This window comes from Agromyces zhanjiangensis, assembly GCF_040496055.1.
In the GTDB taxonomy this organism is placed as follows: domain Bacteria; phylum Actinomycetota; class Actinomycetes; order Actinomycetales; family Microbacteriaceae; genus Agromyces; species Agromyces zhanjiangensis.
Genome location: NZ_JBEPKB010000005.1, coordinates 120101 through 140911, shown reverse-complemented (window position 1 = coordinate 140911; position 20811 = coordinate 120101). Strand labels below are relative to the sequence as shown.

21 protein-coding genes are annotated in these 20811 nt (G+C 74.0%); 9 read left to right on the top strand and 12 right to left on the bottom strand.

Going from position 1 to position 20811, the window contains the following annotated elements:
* Positions 1-165: 165 nt before the first annotated feature.
* The 6 genes from ABME02_RS11495 (at position 166) to ABME02_RS11470 (ending at position 6584) form a co-directional block, all read left to right on the top strand.
* Positions 166-2166 carry a TPM domain-containing protein gene (locus ABME02_RS11495; RefSeq protein WP_353815473.1) on the top strand — a complete coding sequence of 667 codons (2001 nt, stop codon included), beginning with the start codon at positions 166-168 and terminating at the stop codon, positions 2164-2166.
* Between the two features lie 54 nt (positions 2167-2220).
* Positions 2221-2958 carry a PspA/IM30 family protein gene (locus ABME02_RS11490; RefSeq protein ID WP_353815472.1) on the top strand — a complete coding sequence of 246 codons (738 nt, stop codon included), beginning with the start codon at positions 2221-2223 and terminating at the stop codon, positions 2956-2958.
* A 122-nt stretch (positions 2959-3080) separates the two neighbouring features.
* The gene (locus ABME02_RS11485) at positions 3081-3683 is read left to right on the top strand and encodes a J domain-containing protein (protein WP_353815471.1); all 603 of its coding nucleotides are present in this window, start codon (positions 3081-3083) and stop codon (positions 3681-3683) included.
* A 92-nt stretch (positions 3684-3775) separates the two neighbouring features.
* Complete coding sequence (locus ABME02_RS11480) at positions 3776-4618, top strand: arginase family protein (RefSeq protein WP_353815470.1); 843 nt, start codon at positions 3776-3778, stop codon at positions 4616-4618.
* 119 nt (positions 4619-4737) lie between these two features.
* Positions 4738-6189, top strand: a complete 1452-nt coding sequence (locus ABME02_RS11475) for a dihydrolipoyl dehydrogenase family protein (RefSeq protein WP_353815469.1) — start codon at positions 4738-4740, stop codon at positions 6187-6189.
* Between the two features lie 5 nt (positions 6190-6194).
* Entirely contained in the window at positions 6195-6584 is a 390-nt protein-coding gene (locus ABME02_RS11470; protein ID WP_353815601.1) for a Fe-S oxidoreductase, read from the top strand.
* An 86-nt stretch (positions 6585-6670) separates the two neighbouring features.
* On the opposite strand, the gene ABME02_RS11465 is transcribed toward ABME02_RS11470, so the two are convergent.
* The 6 genes from ABME02_RS11465 to ABME02_RS11440 form a co-directional block, all read right to left on the bottom strand.
* Positions 6671-7702 carry an iron-siderophore ABC transporter substrate-binding protein gene (locus ABME02_RS11465; protein WP_353815468.1) on the bottom strand — a complete coding sequence of 344 codons (1032 nt, stop codon included), beginning with the start codon at positions 7700-7702 and terminating at the stop codon, positions 6671-6673.
* Positions 7703-7773: 71 nt separating this feature from the next.
* Positions 7774-8610, bottom strand: a complete 837-nt coding sequence (locus tag ABME02_RS11460) for an ABC transporter ATP-binding protein (RefSeq protein WP_353815466.1) — start codon at positions 8608-8610, stop codon at positions 7774-7776.
* The gene (locus tag ABME02_RS11455) at positions 8607-9665 is read right to left on the bottom strand and encodes a FecCD family ABC transporter permease (protein WP_353815463.1); all 1059 of its coding nucleotides are present in this window, start codon (positions 9663-9665) and stop codon (positions 8607-8609) included. Before ABME02_RS11455 ends, ABME02_RS11460 begins: the two co-directional genes overlap by 4 nt.
* Positions 9665-10741, bottom strand: coding sequence for a FecCD family ABC transporter permease (locus ABME02_RS11450; RefSeq protein WP_353815462.1), 1077 nt, complete (start codon positions 10739-10741; stop codon positions 9665-9667). Before ABME02_RS11450 ends, ABME02_RS11455 begins: the two co-directional genes overlap by 1 nt.
* Positions 10738-11709, bottom strand: a complete 972-nt coding sequence (locus tag ABME02_RS11445) for a siderophore-interacting protein (protein ID WP_353815460.1) — start codon at positions 11707-11709, stop codon at positions 10738-10740. The genes ABME02_RS11450 and ABME02_RS11445 overlap by 4 nt, the downstream gene beginning before the upstream one ends.
* Positions 11710-11779: 70 nt before the next feature.
* On the bottom strand, positions 11780-13216 hold the full coding sequence (locus ABME02_RS11440; RefSeq protein WP_353815459.1) for an amidase: 1437 nt from the start codon (positions 13214-13216) through the stop codon (positions 11780-11782).
* Positions 13217-13270: 54 nt separating this feature from the next.
* Here ABME02_RS11440 and ABME02_RS11435 point away from each other — a divergent pair, with 54 nt between their 5' ends.
* Complete coding sequence (locus ABME02_RS11435) at positions 13271-13915, top strand: hypothetical protein (RefSeq protein WP_353815458.1); 645 nt, start codon at positions 13271-13273, stop codon at positions 13913-13915.
* Positions 13916-13944: 29 nt separating this feature from the next.
* Here the strand turns inward: ABME02_RS11435 and ABME02_RS11430 are convergent, their stop codons facing one another.
* Genes ABME02_RS11430 through ABME02_RS11405 form a run of 6 tightly spaced genes read right to left on the bottom strand, consistent with a single transcriptional unit; the run spans position 13945 to position 18075 of the window.
* Entirely contained in the window at positions 13945-14523 is a 579-nt protein-coding gene (locus tag ABME02_RS11430; protein WP_353815457.1) for a GNAT family N-acetyltransferase, read from the bottom strand.
* A 50-nt stretch (positions 14524-14573) separates the two neighbouring features.
* The gene (locus ABME02_RS11425) at positions 14574-15266 is read right to left on the bottom strand and encodes a uracil-DNA glycosylase (protein WP_353815456.1); all 693 of its coding nucleotides are present in this window, start codon (positions 15264-15266) and stop codon (positions 14574-14576) included.
* Positions 15266-15988, bottom strand: a complete 723-nt coding sequence (locus ABME02_RS11420; protein ID WP_353815455.1) for a type 1 glutamine amidotransferase family protein — start codon at positions 15986-15988, stop codon at positions 15266-15268. The genes ABME02_RS11425 and ABME02_RS11420 overlap by 1 nt, the downstream gene beginning before the upstream one ends.
* Entirely contained in the window at positions 15985-16518 is a 534-nt protein-coding gene (locus tag ABME02_RS11415; protein ID WP_353815454.1) for a phosphoribosyltransferase, read from the bottom strand. The genes ABME02_RS11420 and ABME02_RS11415 overlap by 4 nt, the downstream gene beginning before the upstream one ends.
* 10 nt (positions 16519-16528) lie before the next feature.
* Positions 16529-17290 (bottom strand): potassium channel family protein, encoded by a 762-nt coding sequence (locus ABME02_RS11410; protein WP_353815453.1) that lies wholly within the window; start codon positions 17288-17290, stop codon positions 16529-16531.
* Positions 17287-18075 (bottom strand): SDR family NAD(P)-dependent oxidoreductase, encoded by a 789-nt coding sequence (locus ABME02_RS11405; RefSeq protein ID WP_353815451.1) that lies wholly within the window; start codon positions 18073-18075, stop codon positions 17287-17289. The genes ABME02_RS11410 and ABME02_RS11405 overlap by 4 nt, the downstream gene beginning before the upstream one ends.
* Positions 18076-18139: 64 nt before the next feature.
* Here ABME02_RS11405 and ABME02_RS11400 point away from each other — a divergent pair, with 64 nt between their 5' ends.
* Together ABME02_RS11400 and ABME02_RS11395 are read left to right on the top strand one after the other, a co-directional pair.
* A complete protein-coding gene (locus ABME02_RS11400) occupies positions 18140-19300 on the top strand; it encodes an acyltransferase family protein (RefSeq protein WP_353815450.1) in 1161 nt (386 codons plus the stop codon).
* Between the two features lie 99 nt (positions 19301-19399).
* A complete protein-coding gene (locus ABME02_RS11395; protein ID WP_353815449.1) occupies positions 19400-20725 on the top strand; it encodes a bifunctional o-acetylhomoserine/o-acetylserine sulfhydrylase in 1326 nt (441 codons plus the stop codon).
* Positions 20726-20811: the final 86 nt, after the last annotated feature.

Sequence of the window (20811 nt, the reverse complement as noted above, 5' to 3'; positions counted from 1 at the left end):
TGAGGGTCCGGGCTCGTTCCGTCTCCGGGTGCGCGCACCGCCTCCCCGGTCGTCGGGCTCGCCCTGGTCGGGCGCTGCTGAGCGTCCGCCCGGAACCCGTGGACGCTCCTCGGAGCACCCCAATAGACTCCAAGGCATCGGCTCCGAGGGGAAGGGCACTGTCGCATGCGGTCGGTTCGCAGGGGTTCGATCGCGGTCGCCGTCCTGATCGGGCTCACCCTGCTCCAGGCCCCCGCGGCCGCGAACGCCGACCAGCCCGTCGAGTTCGGCGCGAGCCCGGTCGTCGACACGGCGGGGGCGCTGACCGCCGATGAGGTGCGCGAGGTCGAGGCGGCGATCGACGACGCCGCCGACCGGAGCGGCCGGCAGCTCTTCGTGGCGTACGTCGGCGAGTTCGAGGACCCGGCCGACGCGGGGACGTGGGCGACCGAGACCGCCAACGACAACAACATGGGCAGCGAGGACTACCTGCTCGCGGTCGCGATCGACGGCCGCGCCTACCACCTCTCCGCCGCGGAGGACGCGTCGCTGTCCGCGGCCGACATCGACCGCATCGCCGTGCAGGTGATCGAGCCGCACCTGCGCGACGGCGACTGGGCGGCCGCGGCGATCGCGGGGGCCGAGGCGCTCGGAGGCGGCGGCTCCTCGGGCGGCGGACTCGGCTGGCTCTGGATCGTGCTCCTCATCGCCGCCGTCGTCGTCGTGGTGGCGATCGTGCTCGTCCGACGACGCCGGCGGGGACCCGCGGCGCCGTCCGAGGAGGCTCCCGCCATCCCGATCGACGAGGTCAGACGGCAGGCGGGCGGCGCGCTCATCGACGCGGACGACGCCCTGAAGACCAGCGAGGAGGAACTCGGCTTCGCCGTCGCCTCCTTCGGCGACGAGGCCACGGCCGACTTCCGCACCGCGCTCGCCGCGGCGAACGCGAAGGTGCGCGAGGCCTTCGGCCTCCAGCAGCGGCTCGACGACCACGAGCCGGACACCGAGGCGCAGCAGCGCGAATGGTACGCCGGCATCCTGCGTCTCACGGAGGAGGCGGAGGGCCTGCTCGACGCGCAGGCCGAGCGCTTCGACGACCTGCGGGCCCTCGAGCAGAACGCACCCCGGGCGCTCGCGAGCGCGGAAGCGGCGGTCCGCGCCGCGGAATCGGAGATCGGCCCCGCCGCGGCGCGGCTCCAGGCCCTGGCATCGCAGTACGCGCCGGCGGCGCTGGCATCCGTCGCCGACAACCCGGAGCAGGCCCGGGCGCGCATCGCGTTCGCCCGCGACGCCGCGACCGAGGCCGCCGCCGCGCTCGGTCGCGGCGAGACCGGCGCCGCAGCCGTCGACATCCGCGCCGCGGAGGAGTCCGCGGACCAGGCCCGACTCCTCGCGGCAGCGGTCGAGCGGCTCGCGGCCGATCTCGGCGACGGCGACCGCGCCGCCGCTGCGGGCATCGACGACCTCGATGCCGATGTCCGCACCGCGCGCGGCATGTCCGACCCGGCGCTCGCCGCCCTCGCCGACCGAGTCGACGCCGAGGCGACCTCCCTGCGCGCGGCCCTCGGCCGCGCCGGACGGTCGCCGCACGAACTCGCCGCACGACTCGACGCGGTCAACCGGGAGATCGACACCGCGATCCAGGGCGCGCGCGACGCCGCGGTGCAGGCCCAGCGCGCGCGGGCCGAACTCGACCGGGCGCTGCTGTCCGCGCGCTCCCGCGTCCAGGCCGCCGAGGACTACCTCGTGGCACGGCGCGGAGCGGTCGGCGCCGAGGCCCGCACGCGACTCGCCGAAGCCGGCCGGCTCGTCGTCGAGGCGCAGTCGCTCTCGGCGACGGACGCCGCCGCGGCGCTCGGCGCGGCCCAGCGGGCGGATCGGCTCGCCGGCCAGGCGATGAGCCTCGCCCAACGGGACGTCGGCGGCTTCGGCGGTTCCGCAGGCGGCGGATACGGCATGCCGCCGGGACGCGGTGCGAGCGGCGGCGACGTCTTCGGCGCCGTGCTCGGCGGCATCCTCATCGACTCGATGCTCGGCGGCGGCCGACGGGGCGGGGGCCTCGGCGGCGTCCCCGGCGGGTTCCGAGGCGGCCGCTCGTCCGGCGGACTCGGCGGCGGCCGACGTGCTCCCGGCAGCTTCGGCGGCTCCGCGACGCGCTCGCGGCGCGGGAGCGGAGGCCGCTTCTGACGCCGCCCCCAGCCCGATGACCCAGTTTCGATCACCAATGGAAGGACACCACCGATGACCAAGCAGTCCATCTTCGGACGGATCTCGCAGCTCCTGCGAGCCAACGTCAACGCGCTCATCGACCAGGCCGAGGACCCCGAGGTCATGCTCGACCAGATGGTCCGCGACTTCACCAACTCGATCGCCGACGCCGAGGCGGCGATCGCCGAGACCATCGGCAACCTGCGGCTGCTCGAGGACGACCACCGCGAGGACGTGAACGCCGCCCGCGAGTGGGGCGACAAGGCGCTCGCCGCGAGCCGCAAGGCCGACGAGCTCCGTACGACGGGCGACACCGCGGGGGCCGACAAGTTCGACAACCTCGCCAAGGTCGCGCTCAGCCGCCAGATCTCGTCCGAGAACGAGGCCCGTGCCGCCGAGCCGCAGATCGCGGCGCAGACCGAGGTCGTCGAGAAGCTCAAGTCGGGCCTGAACGGCATGAAGCAGAAGCTGGTCGAGCTGAAGAACAAGCGGAGCGAGCTCATCGCCCGATCGAAGACCGCCGCAGCGCAGCAGCAGGTGCACGAGGCCGTGAAGTCGATCGACATCCTCGACCCGACGAGCGAACTCGGTCGCTTCGAGGACAAGGTCCGCCGCGAGGAGGCCAAGGCGCGCGGGCAGGCCGAGCTGGCGGCGTCGAGCATCGACGCGCAGTTCAACGAGCTCGAGGACCTGGGCGAACTGACCGAGGTCGAGGCGCGGCTCGCCGCGCTGAAGTCCGGTGGCGCTCAGGGGCAGATCTCCGGCTCCTGACGCCGGCGCGGATGCCGCGGCGCGCCGCCGCACGGACGGCGACCCCGCGGCATCCGCACCCCTGCCCGGCATCGACGTCCGGGCGCGCGGCCCACTCTCCGACCACGAGGGAGGTGCGGAGCATGACCCCCGACGAGGCGGCGCGCGTGCTCGGGGTCGAGCCCGACGCCGACCGGGCGGAGCTCGATCGGGCGTACCGGCGCCTCGCGCGCGAGCTGCACCCCGACCGCTTCGCGGGCGCGCCGGAGTCGGAGGTCCGCGCGGCGAGCGCGCGCTTCGTCGAGGTCGGCCGGGCGTACCGCCTGCTCTCCGAGGCGCGGTCGGACGCCGGGGCGGCGGCGGGTGCGACGGGGCCGGTCTGCGCCGAGGCCCGACCGGGGAGCGGTGCACGGGTGGTGCCCCTCCGGCCGATCAGCGCGCGCCTGTTCGCGACGTGGACGGCCTTGCTCCTCGTCGGCGCGCTCCTCTCGACATCCACCGATCCGATCCTGACCCCGCTCGACCTCTGGGGTCGGCTCGTGCTGCTCGTCGCCGCGGCGCTCGCGACCGGGCTGACCCGACGGCGCTGGGCGTGGTGGGCGACCCTGGTGCTGCTCGGACTCAGCGGCCTCGCGGTGATCGCGTCGACGACCGTCGCATCGCTCCTGGGGCTCGGCTTCATGGCGGTCGCCTCCGTCGGCCTCGCCGTCCAGGCGGGGCTCGTGCACTTCCCCGACCAGGGCTGACCGGCGGCGTCCCCGGTGCCCCGTACCTCATCGTGGCGGAGGCGCGGGACCGGCGCTCGCGCCCGGATGCGGCGAGGAACATACTGGGAACCATGCCGGCCGCCTTCGTCGTCGTCCCCGAATGGCAGGGTTCCGTCTCCGCGCGCGCGATGAGCCACGCCGACGGGGCGCTCGCCATCAGCGGGGACCTCCCCTCCGCCGCCACCGTCGTCGTCGAGGTGCCCGTGGAGGCCGGTGATGCGCTCGGCACCGGCGTGCACCGCTACAGCGCCCTGCGCCGGGTCGGCGACCGCGTGCGGGAGGCCATGCAGGGGCTCGGGAGGACCCCCATCGCGATCGGCGGCGACTGCGGCATCGCACTGGCCTCCGTCGCGACCGCGGCAGCGGGCGACGCCGACTCGCTCGCGGTCCTCTGGCTCGACGCCCATCCCGACCTCAACTCCCCCGAGACGAGCCCCTCCGGCGCGTTCAACGGCATGGTGCTGCGGGCCATCGCGGGCGACGGCGCCGAGGGACTGGCGCTGCGCGAGGGCGAGCGGATCGCCCCGTCGAGGCTGGTCCTCGGCGGCGTCCGCGCGCTCGACGCCGGCGAACAGGCCTTCATCGACGAGCACGGGATCGCGATGGTCGACGTCGACCGCTTCCGGGAGCCCGGGGCGATCGTCGAGGCGATCCTCGCGACGGGGGCATCCCGGGTGTACGTCCACGTCGACCTCGACGTGCTCGACCCGTCGGCCATCGCCGGCCTGTCCTACCCGCTGCCTTTCGGCGCCGACCCCGACGACCTCGTGGCGCTCGTGCGAACCGTCGTCGCCGGCGTCCCGCTCGCGGGTGCCTCGATCGCCGGATTCGCGCCGTCGTCCCCCGAGGCGGCGCTCGACGACCTCCCGACGATCCTGCGCCTCATCGGCGCGCTCGCGTCCGGCGCGAACTGACCGGGCCGCGGCGCGGCCCGGGTCCGGCGAGTCGGTCCTGGCGGACCGTTCCGCTCACGGCATCCGCTCCCTAGGCTGGCGTGGTGGCCGGCCGCGATCCGGCCCGAAGGGGGGCCCGCATGGCCAGGCAGTTCGACCTCATCGTGCTGGGCGCCGGGGCGGTCGGCGAGAACGTGGCCGACCGGGCGCGCGCCGCCGGGCTCGAGGTCGCAGTCGTGGAGCACCAACTGGTCGGCGGGGAGTGCACCTTCTGGGCCTGCGTGCCCTCGAAGACGCTGCTGCGCAGCGGGCAGGCACTGCGCGCCGCGCAGCGCGTGCCGGGTGCGGCCGAGGCCGTGACGGGCACGCTCGACGCCGATGCCACCTTCCGGCGCCGCGACTACTGGACGTCCGACTGGCGCGATGCGGGCGGCGTGCACTGGCTGACCGGCATCGGCGCCGTGCTCGTGCGCGGCCACGGGCGCCTCGTCGGCGAGCGCCGGGTGCTCGTCACCCCCTCCGACGGCAGCCCGGAGGAGGAGCTCGTCGCACGGCACGCGGTGGCGATCTGCACGGGCTCGGATCCGGTGGTGCCCGACATCCCCGGGCTCGCGGACGCGGAACCGTGGGTGAGTCGCGATGCCACGAGCTCGCATCGGGTGCCGGGGCGCCTCGCGATCATCGGCGGCGGTGTCGTGGCCGTCGAGATGGCGACCGCCTACGCGGGCCTCGGCTCGGAGGTGACGATGCTGGTCCGGCACGGGCTGCTGGGGTCGCTCGAGCCGTTCGCGGCCGAGGCGGTCGGCGAGGGCCTCGCCGACCTCGGCGTCGACGTCCGCTTCGGGGTGAGCGCTCGGCGCGTCGAGCGGAACGCATCCGGCGAGGTCGTGCTCGGACTCGACGACGGCTCGACCCTCACCGCCGACGAGGTGCTCACGGCGACCGGTCGTCGCCCGCGGACGGCCGGGATCGGGCTCGAGACGGCGGGTCTCGAGCCGGGTGCGCCGATCGACGTGGACGACACGCTCGCGGCGACCGCGGTCCCCGACGTCGACGGGACGCCGTGGCTGTACGCGGCGGGCGACGTCGTGGGCCGGGCGGAGTTCACGCATCAGGGCAAGTACCAGGCCCGCGCTGCGGGCGATGTCATCGGCGCTCGCGCGCTCGGTCGTCCGGTGGATGCCGGCCGGTACGGCGTGCACGCGGCGACCGCCGACCACACGGCCGTGCCGAGCGTCGTGTTCTCGGACCCGGAGGTCGGCAGTGTCGGCCTCACGAGTGCGGAGGCGGCGAGGCGGGGCCTGTCGGTGCGGACGCCGGAGGTGCCGTTCTCGAGCGTGAGCGGCGCCGGGATCCTCGCCGACCACTACCACGGGCGCGCGCGTCTCGTGATCGATGCGGACCGCGACGTGGTGGTGGGCGCCACGTTCGTCGGACAGGGCGTCGCCGAGCTCGTGCAGCAGGCGACGATCGCGATCGTCGGCGAGGTGCCCGTGTCCCGCCTGTGGCACGCGGTGCCCGCGTTCCCGACCCTGAGCGAGGTCTGGCTGCGACTCCTCGAGGCCGACGGCCGACCGGAGGTCGGGGCGTGAGCCGGATGGTGCGCGTGCGGCTCACGGACTCCCCCGTCAGCCTCGCGGGTTACTGGTGGGCGACGGCGGTCGGCTTCGCTTGGGGCTTCCTCTGGAGCCGTGGGCGGATCGAGGTGCGTCGGGGCCTCATCGTCTTCCGCGGGATGCCGCGCTGGACGTTCGGCCGCGGCGGCTCGTGCGTCGGCGCCTGCTACCTGACCGATCGGAACGACTCCGACACGGTGCTCGGCCACGAGGTCGTCCACCGGGCGCAGTGGCGCACGTACGGCCTGCTCTTCCCGATCCTGTATTTGATGTCCGGGCGGGACCCGCTCACGAACCGGTTCGAGATCGAGGCCGGGCTCGAGGCCGGCGGCTACCTCCCGAAGCGGCGGACGCGCTCGACCGATCGGTGACGCGGCGGTCGGCATCGCCCCGGCGACGAACCGCGGGCCGGGTCCCCGTGGAGGGTCCGGCCCGCGGCGCGCATCTCAGCGCGGGGTCACTGCTCGACGACGCCCGAGATCGCCTCGACGAGCGCGGGCAGGCCGCCCTCCCAGTCGAAGCTCAGCGCGGTGGGCGGCGAGACGGAGGACACCGTCACCGGGTCGTAGACCTGGGCGACCCGGCCCGCCGCGACCGCGGGGATGGCCTGCAGCTCGGGCTTGGCGAGGAAGGCGTCCGCCTCGTCCTTCGTGCTGTGGTAGCTGACGATGACGTCGGCGTCGAGCTGGTCGAGCTGCTCGTAGCTCAGCTCGTAGTAGAAGCCGCCGTCGCTCGTGTCGAGCTCGGACACGCTCGGCGCGACCTCGAGTCCGAGTTCGGTCAGGACCTCGATGCGCGAGTCGGCCGCGGTGTAGACGTAGACGAAGCCGTCGCCGTCCCACACGCCGGCGAAGGTCGTGCCTGCGAAGTCGGGGTGCTCGGACGCCTGCTCGGCGAGCCCGTCGGAGATGTCCTGCAGGACCGCCTCGCCCTCGTCGGCGCGTCCGAGCGCATCGGCCGTGATCTCGATGGCCTGGTCCCACGGGGTGGTCCACGGCGCCTCGGGGTAGGCGACGACGGGCGCGATCTCGGAGAGCGTGTCGTACTGCTCCTCGGTGAGGCCGGAGTAGGGCGCGAGGATCAGGTCGGGCTCGGCCGCGATGAACTCCTCGTAGGGGACGGTCGCGCCGCCCTCGGGGTCGGGGATGAGGGCGGGCAGCTCCTCGCCGGCCTCCTCGTACGCGGCCTCGACCCACGGCAGGTAGTTGCCCTCGCCGACGGTCCAGGCCTGCTCGGCGATGGCCACCGGGTAGACGCCGACGGCGATGGCGGCCTCGGTCGACCCCCAGCCCCACGTCGCTACCCGCTCGGGCTCGCCGCCGACGACGGTCTCGCCGAAGGCGTGCGCGACCGTCACGGGGAAGCCCTCGGCGGCCTCGGAGACGGCGTCGCCCCCGGTCGGGTCGGCTGACGCGGCCGAGCAGGCGGAGAGTGCGAGCGCGGTGACGGCGGTGCCGGCCACGGCGATGAGGGAACGTCGAAGACGCACGGATGCTCCTTGGTTCGAGTAAGTTTGTAAGGCTAGGCTAACCTAACTAATCGTCTCCCGCACGTCGGGAGTCAGGGACGGCCCTCGGCCGAGTGGAACCGGCCGACGGGCACGACGAGCGGGCTCCCCGACACGGGGTCGGCGATCACGCGCGCGTCGAGGCCGAACGCGTCGCGGACGGTGCCGGCGGTCAGGACGGAGCCCGGGTCGCCCTCCGCGACGATACGGCCGGACGACATCACCACGAGGTGATCGGCGTAGCGCGCGGCCAGGTTGAGCTCGTGCAGCACCATCACGACGGTGGTGCCCCGCTCGCGGTTCAGTGCGGTCAGCAGGTCCAGCAGCTCGAGCTGGTGCGCGACGTCGAGGAACGTCGTCGGCTCGTCGAGGAGCACGAGGTCGGTCTGCTGCGCGAGCACCATGGCGATCCACACGCGCTGCCGCTGCCCGCCCGAGAGCTCCTCGATCGGCCGCTGGGCGAGGTCGGCGATGCCGGTGGCGGCCAGCGCCTCGGCGACCACCGCGTCGTCGTCGCTCGAGTGCCGACCGAACCAGCCCTGGTGCGGGTACCGTCCGCGCTCGACGAGGTCGGCGACGCGCACGCCGTCGGGCGCGACGGACGACTGCGGCAGGACGCCGATGCGACGCGCGACGTCGCGCCGAGGCATCCGCGACGCATCGCCGCCGTCGAGCAGCACCCTGCCCGCCTCGAGCGGATGCAGCCGGGCGAGCCCCCGCAGCAGCGTCGACTTGCCGCAGGCGTTCGGCCCCACGATCGCGGTGATGCGGCCGGGCGGGATCGCGAGGTCGAGTCCCTCGATGACGCGCCGGCCGTCGTAGCCGAGGCTCACGCCCTCGGCGACGAGGCCGTCGGACGCCGGGGGCCGGGGAACGGGAGGGGAGCTCATGCGCGGGTCCTCTCGGTGCGGGCGAGCAGCCACAGCAGGTACGGGGCGCCGATCACGCCGGTGACGATGCCGAGCGGTGCGGTGAAGCCCGGGACGGCGAACTGGCCGGCGACGTCGGCGCCGAGCGCGAGCACCCCGCCCACGGCGGCCGACGCGGCGACCGCCGCTCCCCCGCGTCCCACGAGCCGCCGCGCGACGGCCGGCGAGATGAGGGCGACGAAGGCGATGGGACCGGCGACCGAGGTCGCGAGCGCCACGAGGGCGACCGCGACGACGAGCAGCGCGACGCGCGCGGCATCCGCCCCGACCCCGAGCGCGCGGGCACGGTCATCGCCGAGGGCCAGGGGCCGGAGCACCGGCGTCAGGACCGCGAGGACGCCCGCGCAGGCGGCGGTCCCGCCGACGAGGAGCCACAGCTCGTCACCGCGGACGTCGGCCACGCTGCCGACCGTCCAGTGCAATGCCGTCTGGGCCTCGCGCACCTCGGCACGGGCCAGCAGCCAGGCGACCGCGGAGCCGCACAGGTAGGCCATCCCGACGCCGACCAGCACGAACCGGACGCCGTGCAGGCCCTGCCGCCACGCGGCGAGCCAGATCACGATCGCCACGACCAGCCCGCCGCCGAACGCGAAGCCCGCGACGATCGCGCCACCGGCGCCGAGGCCCAGGATCGCCCACACCGCGCCGAGGCTCGCACCGGCGGAGATGCCGAGGATGTCGGGGCTCGCCAGCGGATTGCGCAACGTCGACTGGAAGACCGCTCCCGCCAGCGCGAACGCGACGCCGACGACGAGCGCGGCGAGGATCCGCGGGAGCCGGAGCTCGAACACCACGAAGCGGTCGAGGCGATCCCCGCCGCCGAGGAGGACGGAGAGGACGCGGTCGGGCGTCACGCCCGCCGCACCGAACGAGAGCGCGGCCAGGGCGACCGCCAGGGCCGCACCCGCAGCGACCACGACGACCGCCACGCGACGACGACGGTCCGCCCGGCGGAGGGCGCCGACGACCGCCGAGTCGATCGGCCCGCGCGGCGGGGCGGTTCGGAGGTCGATCATCAGAGCCCCGCCACCCGTCGGCTCCGCGCGATCGCGATGAGCACCGGCGCCCCGAGGAACGCGGCGACGACCCCCGCCTCGAGTTCGGAGTTCGGCACGACGAGGCGCCCGATGACGTCGGCGGAGAGCAGCATGATCGGCCCGAGGACCAGTGCGAGCGCGGTGATCCAGCGGTAGTCGCTGCCGACCAGGCGCCGCGCCGCGTGGGGCACGACGAGCCCGACGAGCGCGATCGGACCGGCGAACGCGACCGCTGTGCCGCACAGGAGGACGAGCGCGACCCCGGCGACGGCGCGCGTGACGCCGACGCGCTGGCCGAGGGCGGACGCCACGTCGTCGCCGAGGGCGAGGAGGTTGAGCCGATGCGCGAGCGCGACGGCGAGCCCCACGCCGACGAGGAGGAACGGCCAGAGCACGGCGACGGTCGACAGGTCGCGCCCGGTGAGCGAGCCGACGGCCCAGAAGCGGTACTGGGTGAACGCCTCCGCGTCCCGCAGCAGGACGAGCGCGATGAGCGGCGTGAGGAGCGCCGTGAGCGCCGCCCCGACGAGCGCGAGCCGGACCGGCTGCGCCCCGCCGATCGCGAACACGACGGCGGCGGCGGCCGTGGCGCCGGCGAAGGCGAACCAGATGAAGCCGAGCGGGGCGGTGACGCCGAGCAGCGAGATGCAGAGCACGACCGCGAGCGACGCGCCGGCGTTGATGCCGAGGAGGCCCGGGTCGGCGATCGGGTTGCGGGTCACGCCCTGGATGAGGGTGCCCGCGAGTCCGAGCGCCACGCCCGCGGCGAGGCCGATCACCGTCCGCGGGATCCGGAGTTGCACCACCACGGCCTGGTCGGGGTCCCCGAGGTCGGGTGCCACGAGCGCCTGCCAGACCTCGGCCGGGTCGATCGCGCGCACGCCGAGGGCGAGGCTCGCCGCGACCACGACGAGGAGCGCCATCAGGTTCCCGACCAGGACGAGGACGGCCCGACGGGTGCGGGCCCGCCCGCCCGGCACGGGCCGACGGGCCGCGACCTCACGTGGCGCGGACGACGCGACCGGCGTCGCCGCCGGGGCGGATGCGGCGCTCACGCCAGCTCGGCGCGGCCCCGCCGCCAGTACCCCATGAACGCCACCTGCCGGCGGTCGAGCCCCGCCTCGCGCACGAGGAAGCGGCGGAGCGCCGTGATGACCGAGGCCTCGCCCGCGAGCCAGGCGTAGCAGTCGCCGTCGAGGCTCGTGCCCTCCGGCACGTCCCAGAGCACGCCGTCGGCGTCGGCCGCGGACTCGAGCTCGGCCAGCGTGCGGCGGGCGGACTCGGCGGCCGCCGACGCGGGGTCGGCGCACTCGCGCAGCCAGCACGTGCGGGCGACCCAGTCGCGGACCGCCGGGACGAGCCGTTCGCCGTGCGCCTGCCCAGCCGTGCGGGGCAGCCAGCGCACCTCGACGCCCTCGGGTGCGGCGACCTCGAGGGCGTCGTCGGCGCTCGGCACCTCGATGATCGCGGCACCCGCCGCATCTGCGGGCAGCGACTCGAGGATGGCGCAGATCGCGGGCGCCGCGGTCTCGTCGCCGGCCAGGAGCACCGTGTCGACCGCACCGGGACGCCAGTCGATGCCGATCGTCCGCCCCTCGCTCAGCTCGTCGGGGCCGACCAGCACGATCTCGTCGCCGGGCCGCGCGCGCGTCGCCCAGGCCGAGCCGGGACCGGCGTCGCCGTGCGCCACGAAGTCGACGTCGACCTCGCGGAGGTCGGGGCGCACCGCGCGGATCGTGTACGTGCGGAACGGATTGCGCTGCTCGACGGGCAGTTCCCGCCAGGCGGCGTACCAGTCCTCGCCGTCGGGGAAGTGCGCGAAGCCGGAGTCGTCGAGCGGCAGGACGACCTTCACCCGCTGGTCGAGGCCGGCGGTGCCGAACCCGGCGAGCGCATCGCCCGCGAACGTGACGCGCGTGAAGTGCTCGGACAGGCGGCGGACACGGGCGACGCTCGCGCGGAAGCCGCGGTAGGCGGGACGCGGTCGCGCGGGCGCCGTGGCTTCGGCAAGTGAGGTAAGCATTACCTAAGTCTTGCACACCGGTCCGAGCGGACGACACCGCGCACCGCCCACGGCTCGCCGACGGCCTCGGTCACCAGGCGGGCGGACGGCGGCGACCGCGCCGCGCGGCGCGCTCGAGCTGCGCCGCGAGCGCGAAGAGGGTGGCCTCTCCACCCGGCCGCCCGATGAGCTGGACGCCAATCGGCAGGCCCGACTCCGTGTCCTGCACGGGCAGCGTGAGTGCGGGCAACCCCGCGACGTTGACGAAGGACGTGTACGGCGTGAACCGCACCTGCTGCGCGAAGTTCTCCTCCGCGTCCTCGGCGTCGTACCAGCCGACGGGTCGCGGGGTCATGGCGAGCGCCGGAGTGAGTACGGCGTCGACCGACGAGAAGCGCGCGATGATCCGCCGTTCGAAGCCCGCGAGCCATCCCAGCGCCTCGGCGAGCTCGCCCGCGGTCCGCTCCCGACCCCGCTCGACGAGCCATCGCGTGAGCGGCTCGAGCACACCGTCGGCACCCTCCGGCACCGCGATCCCGGCGGCGCCGGACTGCCAGATGGTCCGGAACGCCTCGGGGTACCCGGGCTCGGGGGCCGGCGCGAGCTCCTCGACGCCGTGCCCCAGCCGGTCGAGCAGCCCGATCGCGTGCGCGAGCGCCGCGCGCGGCTCGTCGTCGACGCGGATGTCGATGAAGTCGTCCCACGGGGTATCGAGCATCACGCCGACCTGGAACCGTCCTTCGCCGCGGATCGCCGCGCCGAGGTACGGCCCGTCGTCGCCCGGGGCGCGAAGTGCGAACGGATGCCGCACCGGGTAGCCCTGCGGCGCGATGAGGCCGTCGAGCAGCAGCGCCGCGTCGGCGACGGTGCGGGCGAGCGGGCCGACCACGCCGAGCCCGCCGAGCCGGTCGATGCCGGATCCCGCCGGGACCCGTCCGCGAGACGGTTTGACGCCGACGAGCCCGCAGGACGCTGCCGGGATGCGGATCGATCCCCCGCCGTCGCTGCCGGGCGCGAACGGCAGCAGGCCCGCGGCCACCGCCGCCGCAGCGCCGCCGCTCGAGCCGCCCGCCCCGAGGGCGAGGTCCCACGGATTGCGCGCTGGTCGACCCGCCAGCGGTTCGGTGTACGAGGGCAGGCCGAACTCGGGCGTCGCGGTCTTGCCGAGGCTCACCGCCCCGGCCGCGTCGACGGCGCGGACGAGGTCGTCCGACTCGTCGGGCACCTCGCCCGCGTAGGCGCGCGACCCGAACGCCGTGACGACGCCCGCACGCGGGTGCAGGTCCTTGTCGGCCAGCGGCATCCCCCAGAGCGGCGCGGCCCGCGGGACCTCGCGCTCGACGGACCGCGCCCGTTCGAGCGCCGCGTCGGGGGTGACGAGCGCGAACGCCCCCACCTCCGGGTCGAGGCGCTCGATGCGCGCGAGGTAGTGCTCCGTCGCCTCGAGCGGCGTCACCTCCCCGCGCTGCAGGAGCTGGTGGAGCTCCAGCGCGGTGTGCTCGTGCAGGTCCTCGTGCAGGTCGGCCACCACCCGAGCCTACGCAGCACGGCCACCGCGCAGCACCCCGGTAGAGTGGCGCGCGTGGCGGGGGTGACGGGCACGCGCATCGCCGGTGCCGTGGCGCGGCATCCGCTCGCCTTGGGCGCCGCCTGGAGCGCGGTCCTCGGGATCGTCGCCGCGGCGGGCATCGCCGCCGGCTGGCCCGCCGTGCTGCTCGGCACGCTGCTCACCCTGCTCGTCGCGCCCTCGCTCGCCGCGACCGTGGCCGTGCTGCACGCGACGCCGCGCCGGCGGTTCGACGAGATGTCCTCGGTGTTCGGCCACTTCGCGGTCCGCTACGCGGCGCTCGTCATCGGCGTGATCGCCTGGAGCCTCTCGGTCGTCGTGGGCGCGGCGATCTCCGCGGTCATCCAGCTCGCCGCGGAGGGACGCGAGGCGGACATCGTCGGGGTGGGGCTCGACATCATGCTCGTGATCGTGCCGACCGTCGTCGGCCTGCTGTGGGCCGCCTTCGTGCTCCGCTGCGCGTGGTTCCTCTCGCGCATCCGAGGCTGGCGCGAGCTGCCGGCCCGCGACGGCGTACCGGAACGGATGCTCGCCGGCCGCCCGGAGCTCCGGCGCACCGTGATCGCCCTCGCGCACCCCGCCCTGTTCGGCCTGTCGGGACTCTTCGTCGCCTGCGCGCTGCCGTTCCTGCAGGGCGACCTCGATATCCTGCTCGGCTGACGAGGCGCGACGCCGGCCCGCGGCATCCGCTATTTCAGGGTCTTCTGCAGGAGCACCGTGCCGAGCCACCGGTCGAACTTGAAGCCGACCCGCCCCATGCGGCCGATCTCGTGGAAGCCGAACTTCTCGTGGAGCCGGATCGACGCGTCGGCGCCCTGATCGGCGATGACGGCGATCATCTCCTTCAGCCCGGCCTCCTTCGACGCCTCGATGAGGGCGCCCAAGAGGGCCCGCCCGAGCCCCTTGCCGGATGCGGCGGGGCCGAGGTAGATGGAGTTCTCGACCGTGTACCGGTAGGCGCGCTTCTGCTTCCACGGCGACACGAGTGCGTAGCCGAGCAGCTGCCCGGTCGGCGACTCGGCCACGAGGAACGGCATGCCGAGCCGGTTCAGGTACGAGTACTTCTGCTTCCACTCCCGGAGCGACATCGCCTCCTCGTCGAAGGTGACCGTCGAGTTCGCGACGTAGTAGTTGTAGATCTCGCGCACCGCCGGCAGGTCGGCCGGTCGCGCGGGCCGGATCTCGAAGGAGAACGGCGCCTCGGGCTCCTCGCGCCTCCGCAGGTGCCGCGGCAGCGATCGGCGCGCCTGGTATTCCTCCTCGAGCATCCCGCCATGCTACGCGCGCCGGGTTTCGAACGGATGACCCGCGGCGCGGTTCAGGTTGGGATCGCCCAGTCCACCGGCTCGCCGCCCTGCGCGACCAACAGCTCGTTCGCCCGGCTGAACGGACGCGAGCCGAAGAACCCGCGGCTCGCCGAGAGCGGGCTCGGGTGCGCGGACTCGATGCGCGGCACGTCGCCGAGCGCCGGTGCGAGCGACTGCGCGTCGCGACCCCAGAGGATCGCCACGAGCGGCCCGCCGCGCGAGACGAGCGTGCGGATCGCGTGGTCGGTCACACGCTCCCAGCCCATGCCGCGGTGCGATGCGGGTTCGCCGGGCCGCACGGTGAGGACCCGGTTCAGCAGCATCACGCCGTGCGTGCTCCATGCCCCGAGGTCGCCGTGCGCGGCCGGCGGGATGCCGAGGTCGTCGGCGAGCTCCCGGTAGATGTTCGCGAGGCTCCGCGGCAGCGGCCTGACGTGCCGCTCGACCGCGAACGACAGCCCGATCGGATGTCCCGGCGTCGGGTACGGGTCCTGCCCGACGATGAGCACGCGCACGTCGGGCACGGGCTGCCGGAACGCGCGCAGCACGGCGTCGCCCGCCGGCAGGTACCCGCGCCCCTCGGCGACCTCGGTGCGGAGGAGGTCGCCCATGCGGGCGATGTCGCCGGCCACCGGAGCGAGCGCGTCGGCCCACGTGGCGTCGATGAGCCCCGCCTCGGCGAGCTCGGGGAGCGTGCGGCCCATCAGCCGGAGATGCTCCGCACCGAGACGCCGTCGCCCTCAGCCGTCACGCTCCAGACGCTTCCGGCGCCCGCGACGCGGAGCCCCGCGGCGCCGATCGAGAACAGCGTGTCCTCGTCGATCGCGATGCCGCCGTCGACGAGGCGCGCCTCGGTCGCGGCGATGAGCCGCGTGAGGGTGCCCCACTGTGCCGCGTGGCAGTCGATGGTGAGGTCGACGAGCCCGATGCCCGCCTCGACCGTGACGTCGTCCAGGTCCTCTCCGGCCTCCTCGGGGGCCACCGGCACCCCGCCGATGCGCCATCCGCCGAGCAGGGCCGTGTCGGAGGCGATCGCGGCGCCCGCCGAGAACCCCAGGTAGGGCTCGTCGGCCGCGGCGCGGCGTCGCAGCTCGGCCGCGATCGGTTCGACCGCCCGTCGGTACGCGGGCGTCAGGCCGCCGCCGACGAGCACGCCGTGCGCACCTGCCAGCGCGGCCGGCGCGAACTCGCCGCCCTCGGGGACCACCGTGACCGCCGCCTCGACGTCGGCGACGGACTCGAGCAGGGCGCGCCACCGGCCCTCGAGCTCGTCGGCCTCGTCGCGCGGCGCGACGAGCAGGACCGCGACGCGGGGACGATCCGCGCCGGCGCGCGCGGCGGCTTCGGCCGCCTCGGCGAGGAACGGCGCGTAGACGGATGCCGCGTGGGCCGGGTCCCACCCGCCGCCCACGAGGTGCACGCTCACTGCGCCGCCTCCGGCGCATGCGCCGCCTCGACGGGCGGGAGGGCCGACCACGGGAAGATGATCCAGTCGTCGGTGCGCCGGTAGTCGTAGTCGGGCGCGAGCACGGTGTGCGACTTCGTGTACAGCGTCGCCGTGCGCACGTCGGCGCCGGCGTCGGAGAGCAGGTCGACGACCTTCCGGAGCGTCCGGCCGGAGTCGGAGACGTCGTCGACGAGAAGCACGCGACGCCCGGCGAGCGCCGGTGCGTCGAGCATCGGCGGATGGAGCACCGGCTCGGGCAGTCGCTCGTCGACGCCGGTGTAGAACTCCACGTTGATCGAGCCGCACGACTTGGTGCCGAGCGCGTAGGCGATCGCGCCCGCGAGGAGGAGCCCGCCACGGGCGATCGCGATCACCACGTCGGGCCGGAACCCGGAGACGAGCACGTCGGCCGCGAGCGAGCGAGCGGCGTCGCCGAAGTCGTCCCAAGTGAGGATCTCGCGGCGGATGCCGTCGCCGCCGGCCGCAGCGTCATTCGCGTCGAACGTCATGCCTGTCAGGCTATCGGTCGACGTCCGGCCCGGCGTCCCGCTCGGCCCCGCCCTCCGGCATCGGGTCCGGGCCGCCGCCGAGGCCCTCGTGCTCGGCCAGCAGCGGCCCCTCGGAGCGTTCGCCGCTGCGCAGGCCGTTGAGCCGTTCGTTCAGGACCGAGATGATCGTCGCCGAGGCGACGCCGACGATCGCGATCCCGCCGACCATGAGGAACACGGCCCAGGTCCTTCCGACCACCGTCACGGGATACGTGTCGCCGTACCCGACGGTGGTGAGCGTCACCACGGCCCACCAGAGCGCGTCGCCGAAGTTCGTGATCGTCGCGCCGGGCGCGTCCCGCTCGGCCTGCAGCGTGGCGAGGGCGAGGAAGAACACGTACATGGCCGCGTACAGGACCGCCGCGACCACGAAGTTCGCGCGGACCGCGCCGGCCGTGCGGCGCTGGAGGGCCGGGAGGTGCCGCAGCAGGGCGACCGCGCGCAGGGCGCGGAACACCGGCAGGATGGCGGAGAGGAACTCGATCGGGTGGTGCCACGTGTAGCTCCACCGTCGCCCCGCCGGCGTGAGCACCAGTCGGATCACGACGTCTCCGAGGAACGCGATCCAGGTGAGCACGAACACCGCGCTGAAGACGTGCCGCCACCGTCCGGCGAAGTCGGGCGCGAGCACGCCGACCGTGTACGCGGCGACGAAGAGGAACCCCAGCACGGCGAGGATCGGGGCGGTGCCGGCGACCCAGCGTTCCCGTCTGTCGACGCGTCCGATCCTCATGCGCCGGGCTCCGCCTTCACGACCAGTTCGCCCCTGGCGAGCCGGTGCGGCGCCGCCTGTGCGACGGGCTTGACGACGATGAGGTCGAGGTCGACGTGCCTCGGCTTCGAGATCGCGTCGACGATGACGCCGGCGATGTCCTCGGCCACCAGCGGCTCGGGCACGTCGTCGTAGACCGCGTCGGCCCGCTCGCGGTCGCCGCCGAACCGGACGAGCGAGAACTCGTCGGTCCGCACCATCCCCGGGGCGACCTCCACCACGCGGATCGGCTCGCCGTTCAATTCGAGTCGCAGCACCTCGGTCACCGCGTGCGCGGCGAACTTCGCCGCGTTGTAGCCGCCGCCGCCGACGTACGCGACGTGGCCGGCGATCGAGGTGACGTTCACGATGTCGGCGACGCCGCGGTCGACCGCGCCGCGCCGCAGCACCGGCAGGAGTGCGCTCGTGACCCGCTTCAGCCCGAGCACGTTGACCTCGAACATCCACGCCCAGTCGTCGAGGTCCGAATCCTCGACGGACGCGAGCCCCTTCGCACCCCCCGCGTTGTTCACGAGCGCGTGCGCGCCGCCCGAGGCGGCCACGTACTCCGCGAGCGCCGCGACCTCCGCGTCGCTCGTCACGTCGGCGACGAACGATCGCGCGCCGGTCTCCTCCGCGAGCGCGGCGAGGCGGTCTCCTCGACGAGCGACCGCGACGACGTCCCATCCGGCGGCCGCGAGCCCCCGGACCGTGGCGGCCCCGATCCCCGAACTCGCTCCCGTGACGACTGCGCGCAACTGGTCCATGCCGACATTCTGCCCGAGCGGACGGCCGCACCGCCGCCGGGGGTCGGTGGGGAAGAATGGGCGGATGGAGCCGACCACCATGCCCCATGCCCACCGGCCACCGCATCGCAAGCGCCGGGTGCCGCTCTGGGACAACGCCCGCTGGATCGCGATCACGCTCGTCGTGATCGGCCACGGCATCCTGCCGCTCATCGCCGAGGACGACGCGGCCTACAGCGTCTACCTCTTCATCTACTCGTTCCACGTGGCGGTCTTCGTCACGGTCTCCGGGTACTTCGCCAAGTCCGGACCGCCGAACGCACGGGCCATGCGGCAGGTGCTCACCGACATCGTCTTCCCCTACTTCATCTTCGAGACCATCTGGACGGTGATCCGGTTCGCCCTCGGCGGCGACTTCGTGCTCGACTACACGACCGCGTCGTGGACCCTGTGGTTCCTCATCGCGCTCGCGATCTGGCGCATCGCGCTCCCGTACCTCGTGCTCCTGCGGTACCCGCTGCTCATCGCGATCGCGATCTCGATCGGCGCGGGCTACTCCGTCGAGATCGACTCGACGCTCGCGCTCACGCGCACGTTCGGCATGTTCCCGTTCTTCGTCTTCGGCTGGAAGCTCCGGCAGTGGCGCATCACCGAGCGCTGGCTCGAGCTGTCGACGGCGGCGACCTGGCGATGGCGCGCCGGAGCGATCGCCCTGTTCTCGGTCCTCCTCGTCGTGCTCCCGATGGCGATCGAGACGTGGCGCGACCTCAGGCTGCGGCGCTTCATGCTCTACGACGAGTCCTACGAGGCGATCGGCTACGACGAGCCGTGGTCGGGCGCCATCCGGCTCTTCATGCTGCTGCTCGCCATGCTGCTCGCGGTCGCGTTCCTCATCCTCATGCCGCGGCGTGCGACGGCGTTCACGGCGTTCGGCAGCGCCACCATGTACATCTACCTGCTGCACTCGTTCGTCCTGTTCCCGCTCCGGGAGACCCCGCTGCTCGAGGGCGAGCAGCCCTGGTGGGTGCTGCCGGCGATGATGGTGTTCTGCATCGGCGTCTCGGTGGTGCTCTCGCTGAAGCCGGTGCGACGCGTCTTCCGCCCGTTGGTCGAGCCGCGCGCGCGCTGGCTGTTCCGGCCGGAGCCCGCGACCGCGACCGGGACGATCGTGCTCCCGCCCGATGCCCTCCCGCCGGTGCCCGACGCCCCGAAGCCGGAGCCGCCGACGCCGGACGCGCGCGAATGACGCCGTGTTGCGACATCCGTTGAGGCCCTGGCGGGCCGGACGTACGGTGGGCGACGGATGCGGCGGAGACCGCACCTCCATTTCGTGAAGGAGTCCCACATGGCCGACCACGCCGCCGACTGGCGCTTCGAGACCAAGCAGGTCCACTCGGGCGCCGCTCCCGACCCGGTGACGAAGGCGCGGGCGACGCCGATCTACCAGACGACGTCGTACGTGTTCGACTCGGCCGAGCACGCGCAGAACCTCTTCGCGCTCGCGGAGTTCGGCAACATCTACACGCGCATCATGAACCCGACGCAGGCCGTCGTCGAGGAGCGCCTCGCGGCGCTCGAGGGCGGCAGCGGCGCGCTCCTCGTCGCCTCGGGCCAGGCCGCCGAGACCTTCGCCGTGCTGAACATCGCGCAGGCGGGCGACCACATCGTCTCGTCGTCGTCGATCTACGGCGGCACGTACAACCTCTTCAAGTACACGCTCGCCAAGCTCGGCATCGAGACGACGTTCGTCGAGAACCAGGACGACGCCGACGAGTGGCGACGCGCGGTGCGGCCGAACACGAAGCTGTTCTTCGCCGAGACGATCGGCAACCCGAAGATCAACATCCTCGACATCGGGCTGGTCTCGGGCGTCGCGCACGACGCGGGCATCCCCCTCATCGTCGACAACACGATCGCGACGCCGTACCTCATCCGCCCCTTCGAGCACGGCGCCGACATCGTCATCCACTCGGCCACGAAGTTCCTCGGCGGCCACGGCACCGTCATCGGCGGCGTCATCGTCGACGGCGGCCGATTCGAGTGGTCGAAGAACGTCGAGAAGTTCCCGGGCCTCACCGAGCCCGACCCCTCCTACCACGGCGCGAGCTACACGGGCGCCGTGGGCGACGCGCTGGCGTTCGTCATCAAGGCCCGCGTGCAGCTGCTGCGCGACCTGGGTGCGTCCATCGCGCCGGCGAGCGCCTGGCAGCTCATCCAGGGTATCGAGACGCTCTCGCTCCGCGTCGAGCGCCACACCCGGAACGCGCAGGAGATCGCCGAGTGGCTCGACGACCACCCCGACGTGGCCCACGTGAACTACTCGGGCCTGCCGTCGAGCCCGTGGTACGCGGCGGCGAACACGTATGCGCCCAAGGGCGTCGGCGCGGTGCTCTCGTTCGAGCTGAAGGGCGGCGTCGACGCCGGCCGGGCGCTCGTCGACAACCTCTCGCTCTTCAGCCACCTCGCGAACATCGGCGACGTCCGCTCGCTCGTGATCCACCCGGCCTCGACGACGCACTCGCAGCTCACGCCGGAGCAGCAGCTCACGACCGGGGTCACGCCAGGCCTCGTGCGCCTCTCGGTGGGCATCGAGAACGTCGACGACCTCAAGGCCGACCTCGAGGCGGGGCTCGCCGCCGCGCGTCGCGCGAGCGAGGCCGCCCGCGTCTAGCACGACGCACCGCAGACACGGATGCCGCGTCCCGCCTGGGGCGCGGCATCCGTCGTCTCGCCGGCCGACGTAACAGTGCCTCGACA

What these genes read in the sequence shown, in the direction of transcription:
- ABME02_RS11495 (WP_353815473.1), top strand. Translation starts at nt 166, where the DNA reads ATGCGGTCGGTTCGCAGGGGTTCGATCGCGGTCGCCGTCCTGATCGGG.
- ABME02_RS11490 (WP_353815472.1), top strand. Translation starts at nt 2,221, where the DNA reads ATGACCAAGCAGTCCATCTTCGGACGGATCTCGCAGCTCCTGCGAGCC.
- ABME02_RS11485 (WP_353815471.1), top strand. Translation starts at nt 3,081, where the DNA reads ATGACCCCCGACGAGGCGGCGCGCGTGCTCGGGGTCGAGCCCGACGCC.
- ABME02_RS11480 (WP_353815470.1), top strand. Translation starts at nt 3,776, where the DNA reads ATGCCGGCCGCCTTCGTCGTCGTCCCCGAATGGCAGGGTTCCGTCTCC.
- ABME02_RS11475 (WP_353815469.1), top strand. Translation starts at nt 4,738, where the DNA reads ATGGCCAGGCAGTTCGACCTCATCGTGCTGGGCGCCGGGGCGGTCGGC.
- ABME02_RS11470 (WP_353815601.1), top strand. Translation starts at nt 6,195, where the DNA reads ATGGTGCGCGTGCGGCTCACGGACTCCCCCGTCAGCCTCGCGGGTTAC.
- ABME02_RS11460 (WP_353815466.1), bottom strand. Translation starts at nt 8,610, where the DNA reads ATGAGCTCCCCTCCCGTTCCCCGGCCCCCGGCGTCCGACGGCCTCGTC.
- ABME02_RS11455 (WP_353815463.1), bottom strand. Translation starts at nt 9,665, where the DNA reads ATGATCGACCTCCGAACCGCCCCGCCGCGCGGGCCGATCGACTCGGCG.
- ABME02_RS11445 (WP_353815460.1), bottom strand. Translation starts at nt 11,709, where the DNA reads ATGCTTACCTCACTTGCCGAAGCCACGGCGCCCGCGCGACCGCGTCCC.
- ABME02_RS11430 (WP_353815457.1), bottom strand. Translation starts at nt 14,523, where the DNA reads ATGCTCGAGGAGGAATACCAGGCGCGCCGATCGCTGCCGCGGCACCTG.
- ABME02_RS11425 (WP_353815456.1), bottom strand. Translation starts at nt 15,266, where the DNA reads ATGGGCCGCACGCTCCCCGAGCTCGCCGAGGCGGGGCTCATCGACGCC.
- ABME02_RS11415 (WP_353815454.1), bottom strand. Translation starts at nt 16,518, where the DNA reads ATGACGTTCGACGCGAATGACGCTGCGGCCGGCGGCGACGGCATCCGC.
- ABME02_RS11410 (WP_353815453.1), bottom strand. Translation starts at nt 17,290, where the DNA reads ATGAGGATCGGACGCGTCGACAGACGGGAACGCTGGGTCGCCGGCACC.
- ABME02_RS11405 (WP_353815451.1), bottom strand. Translation starts at nt 18,075, where the DNA reads ATGGACCAGTTGCGCGCAGTCGTCACGGGAGCGAGTTCGGGGATCGGG.
- ABME02_RS11400 (WP_353815450.1), top strand. Translation starts at nt 18,140, where the DNA reads ATGGAGCCGACCACCATGCCCCATGCCCACCGGCCACCGCATCGCAAG.
- ABME02_RS11395 (WP_353815449.1), top strand. Translation starts at nt 19,400, where the DNA reads ATGGCCGACCACGCCGCCGACTGGCGCTTCGAGACCAAGCAGGTCCAC.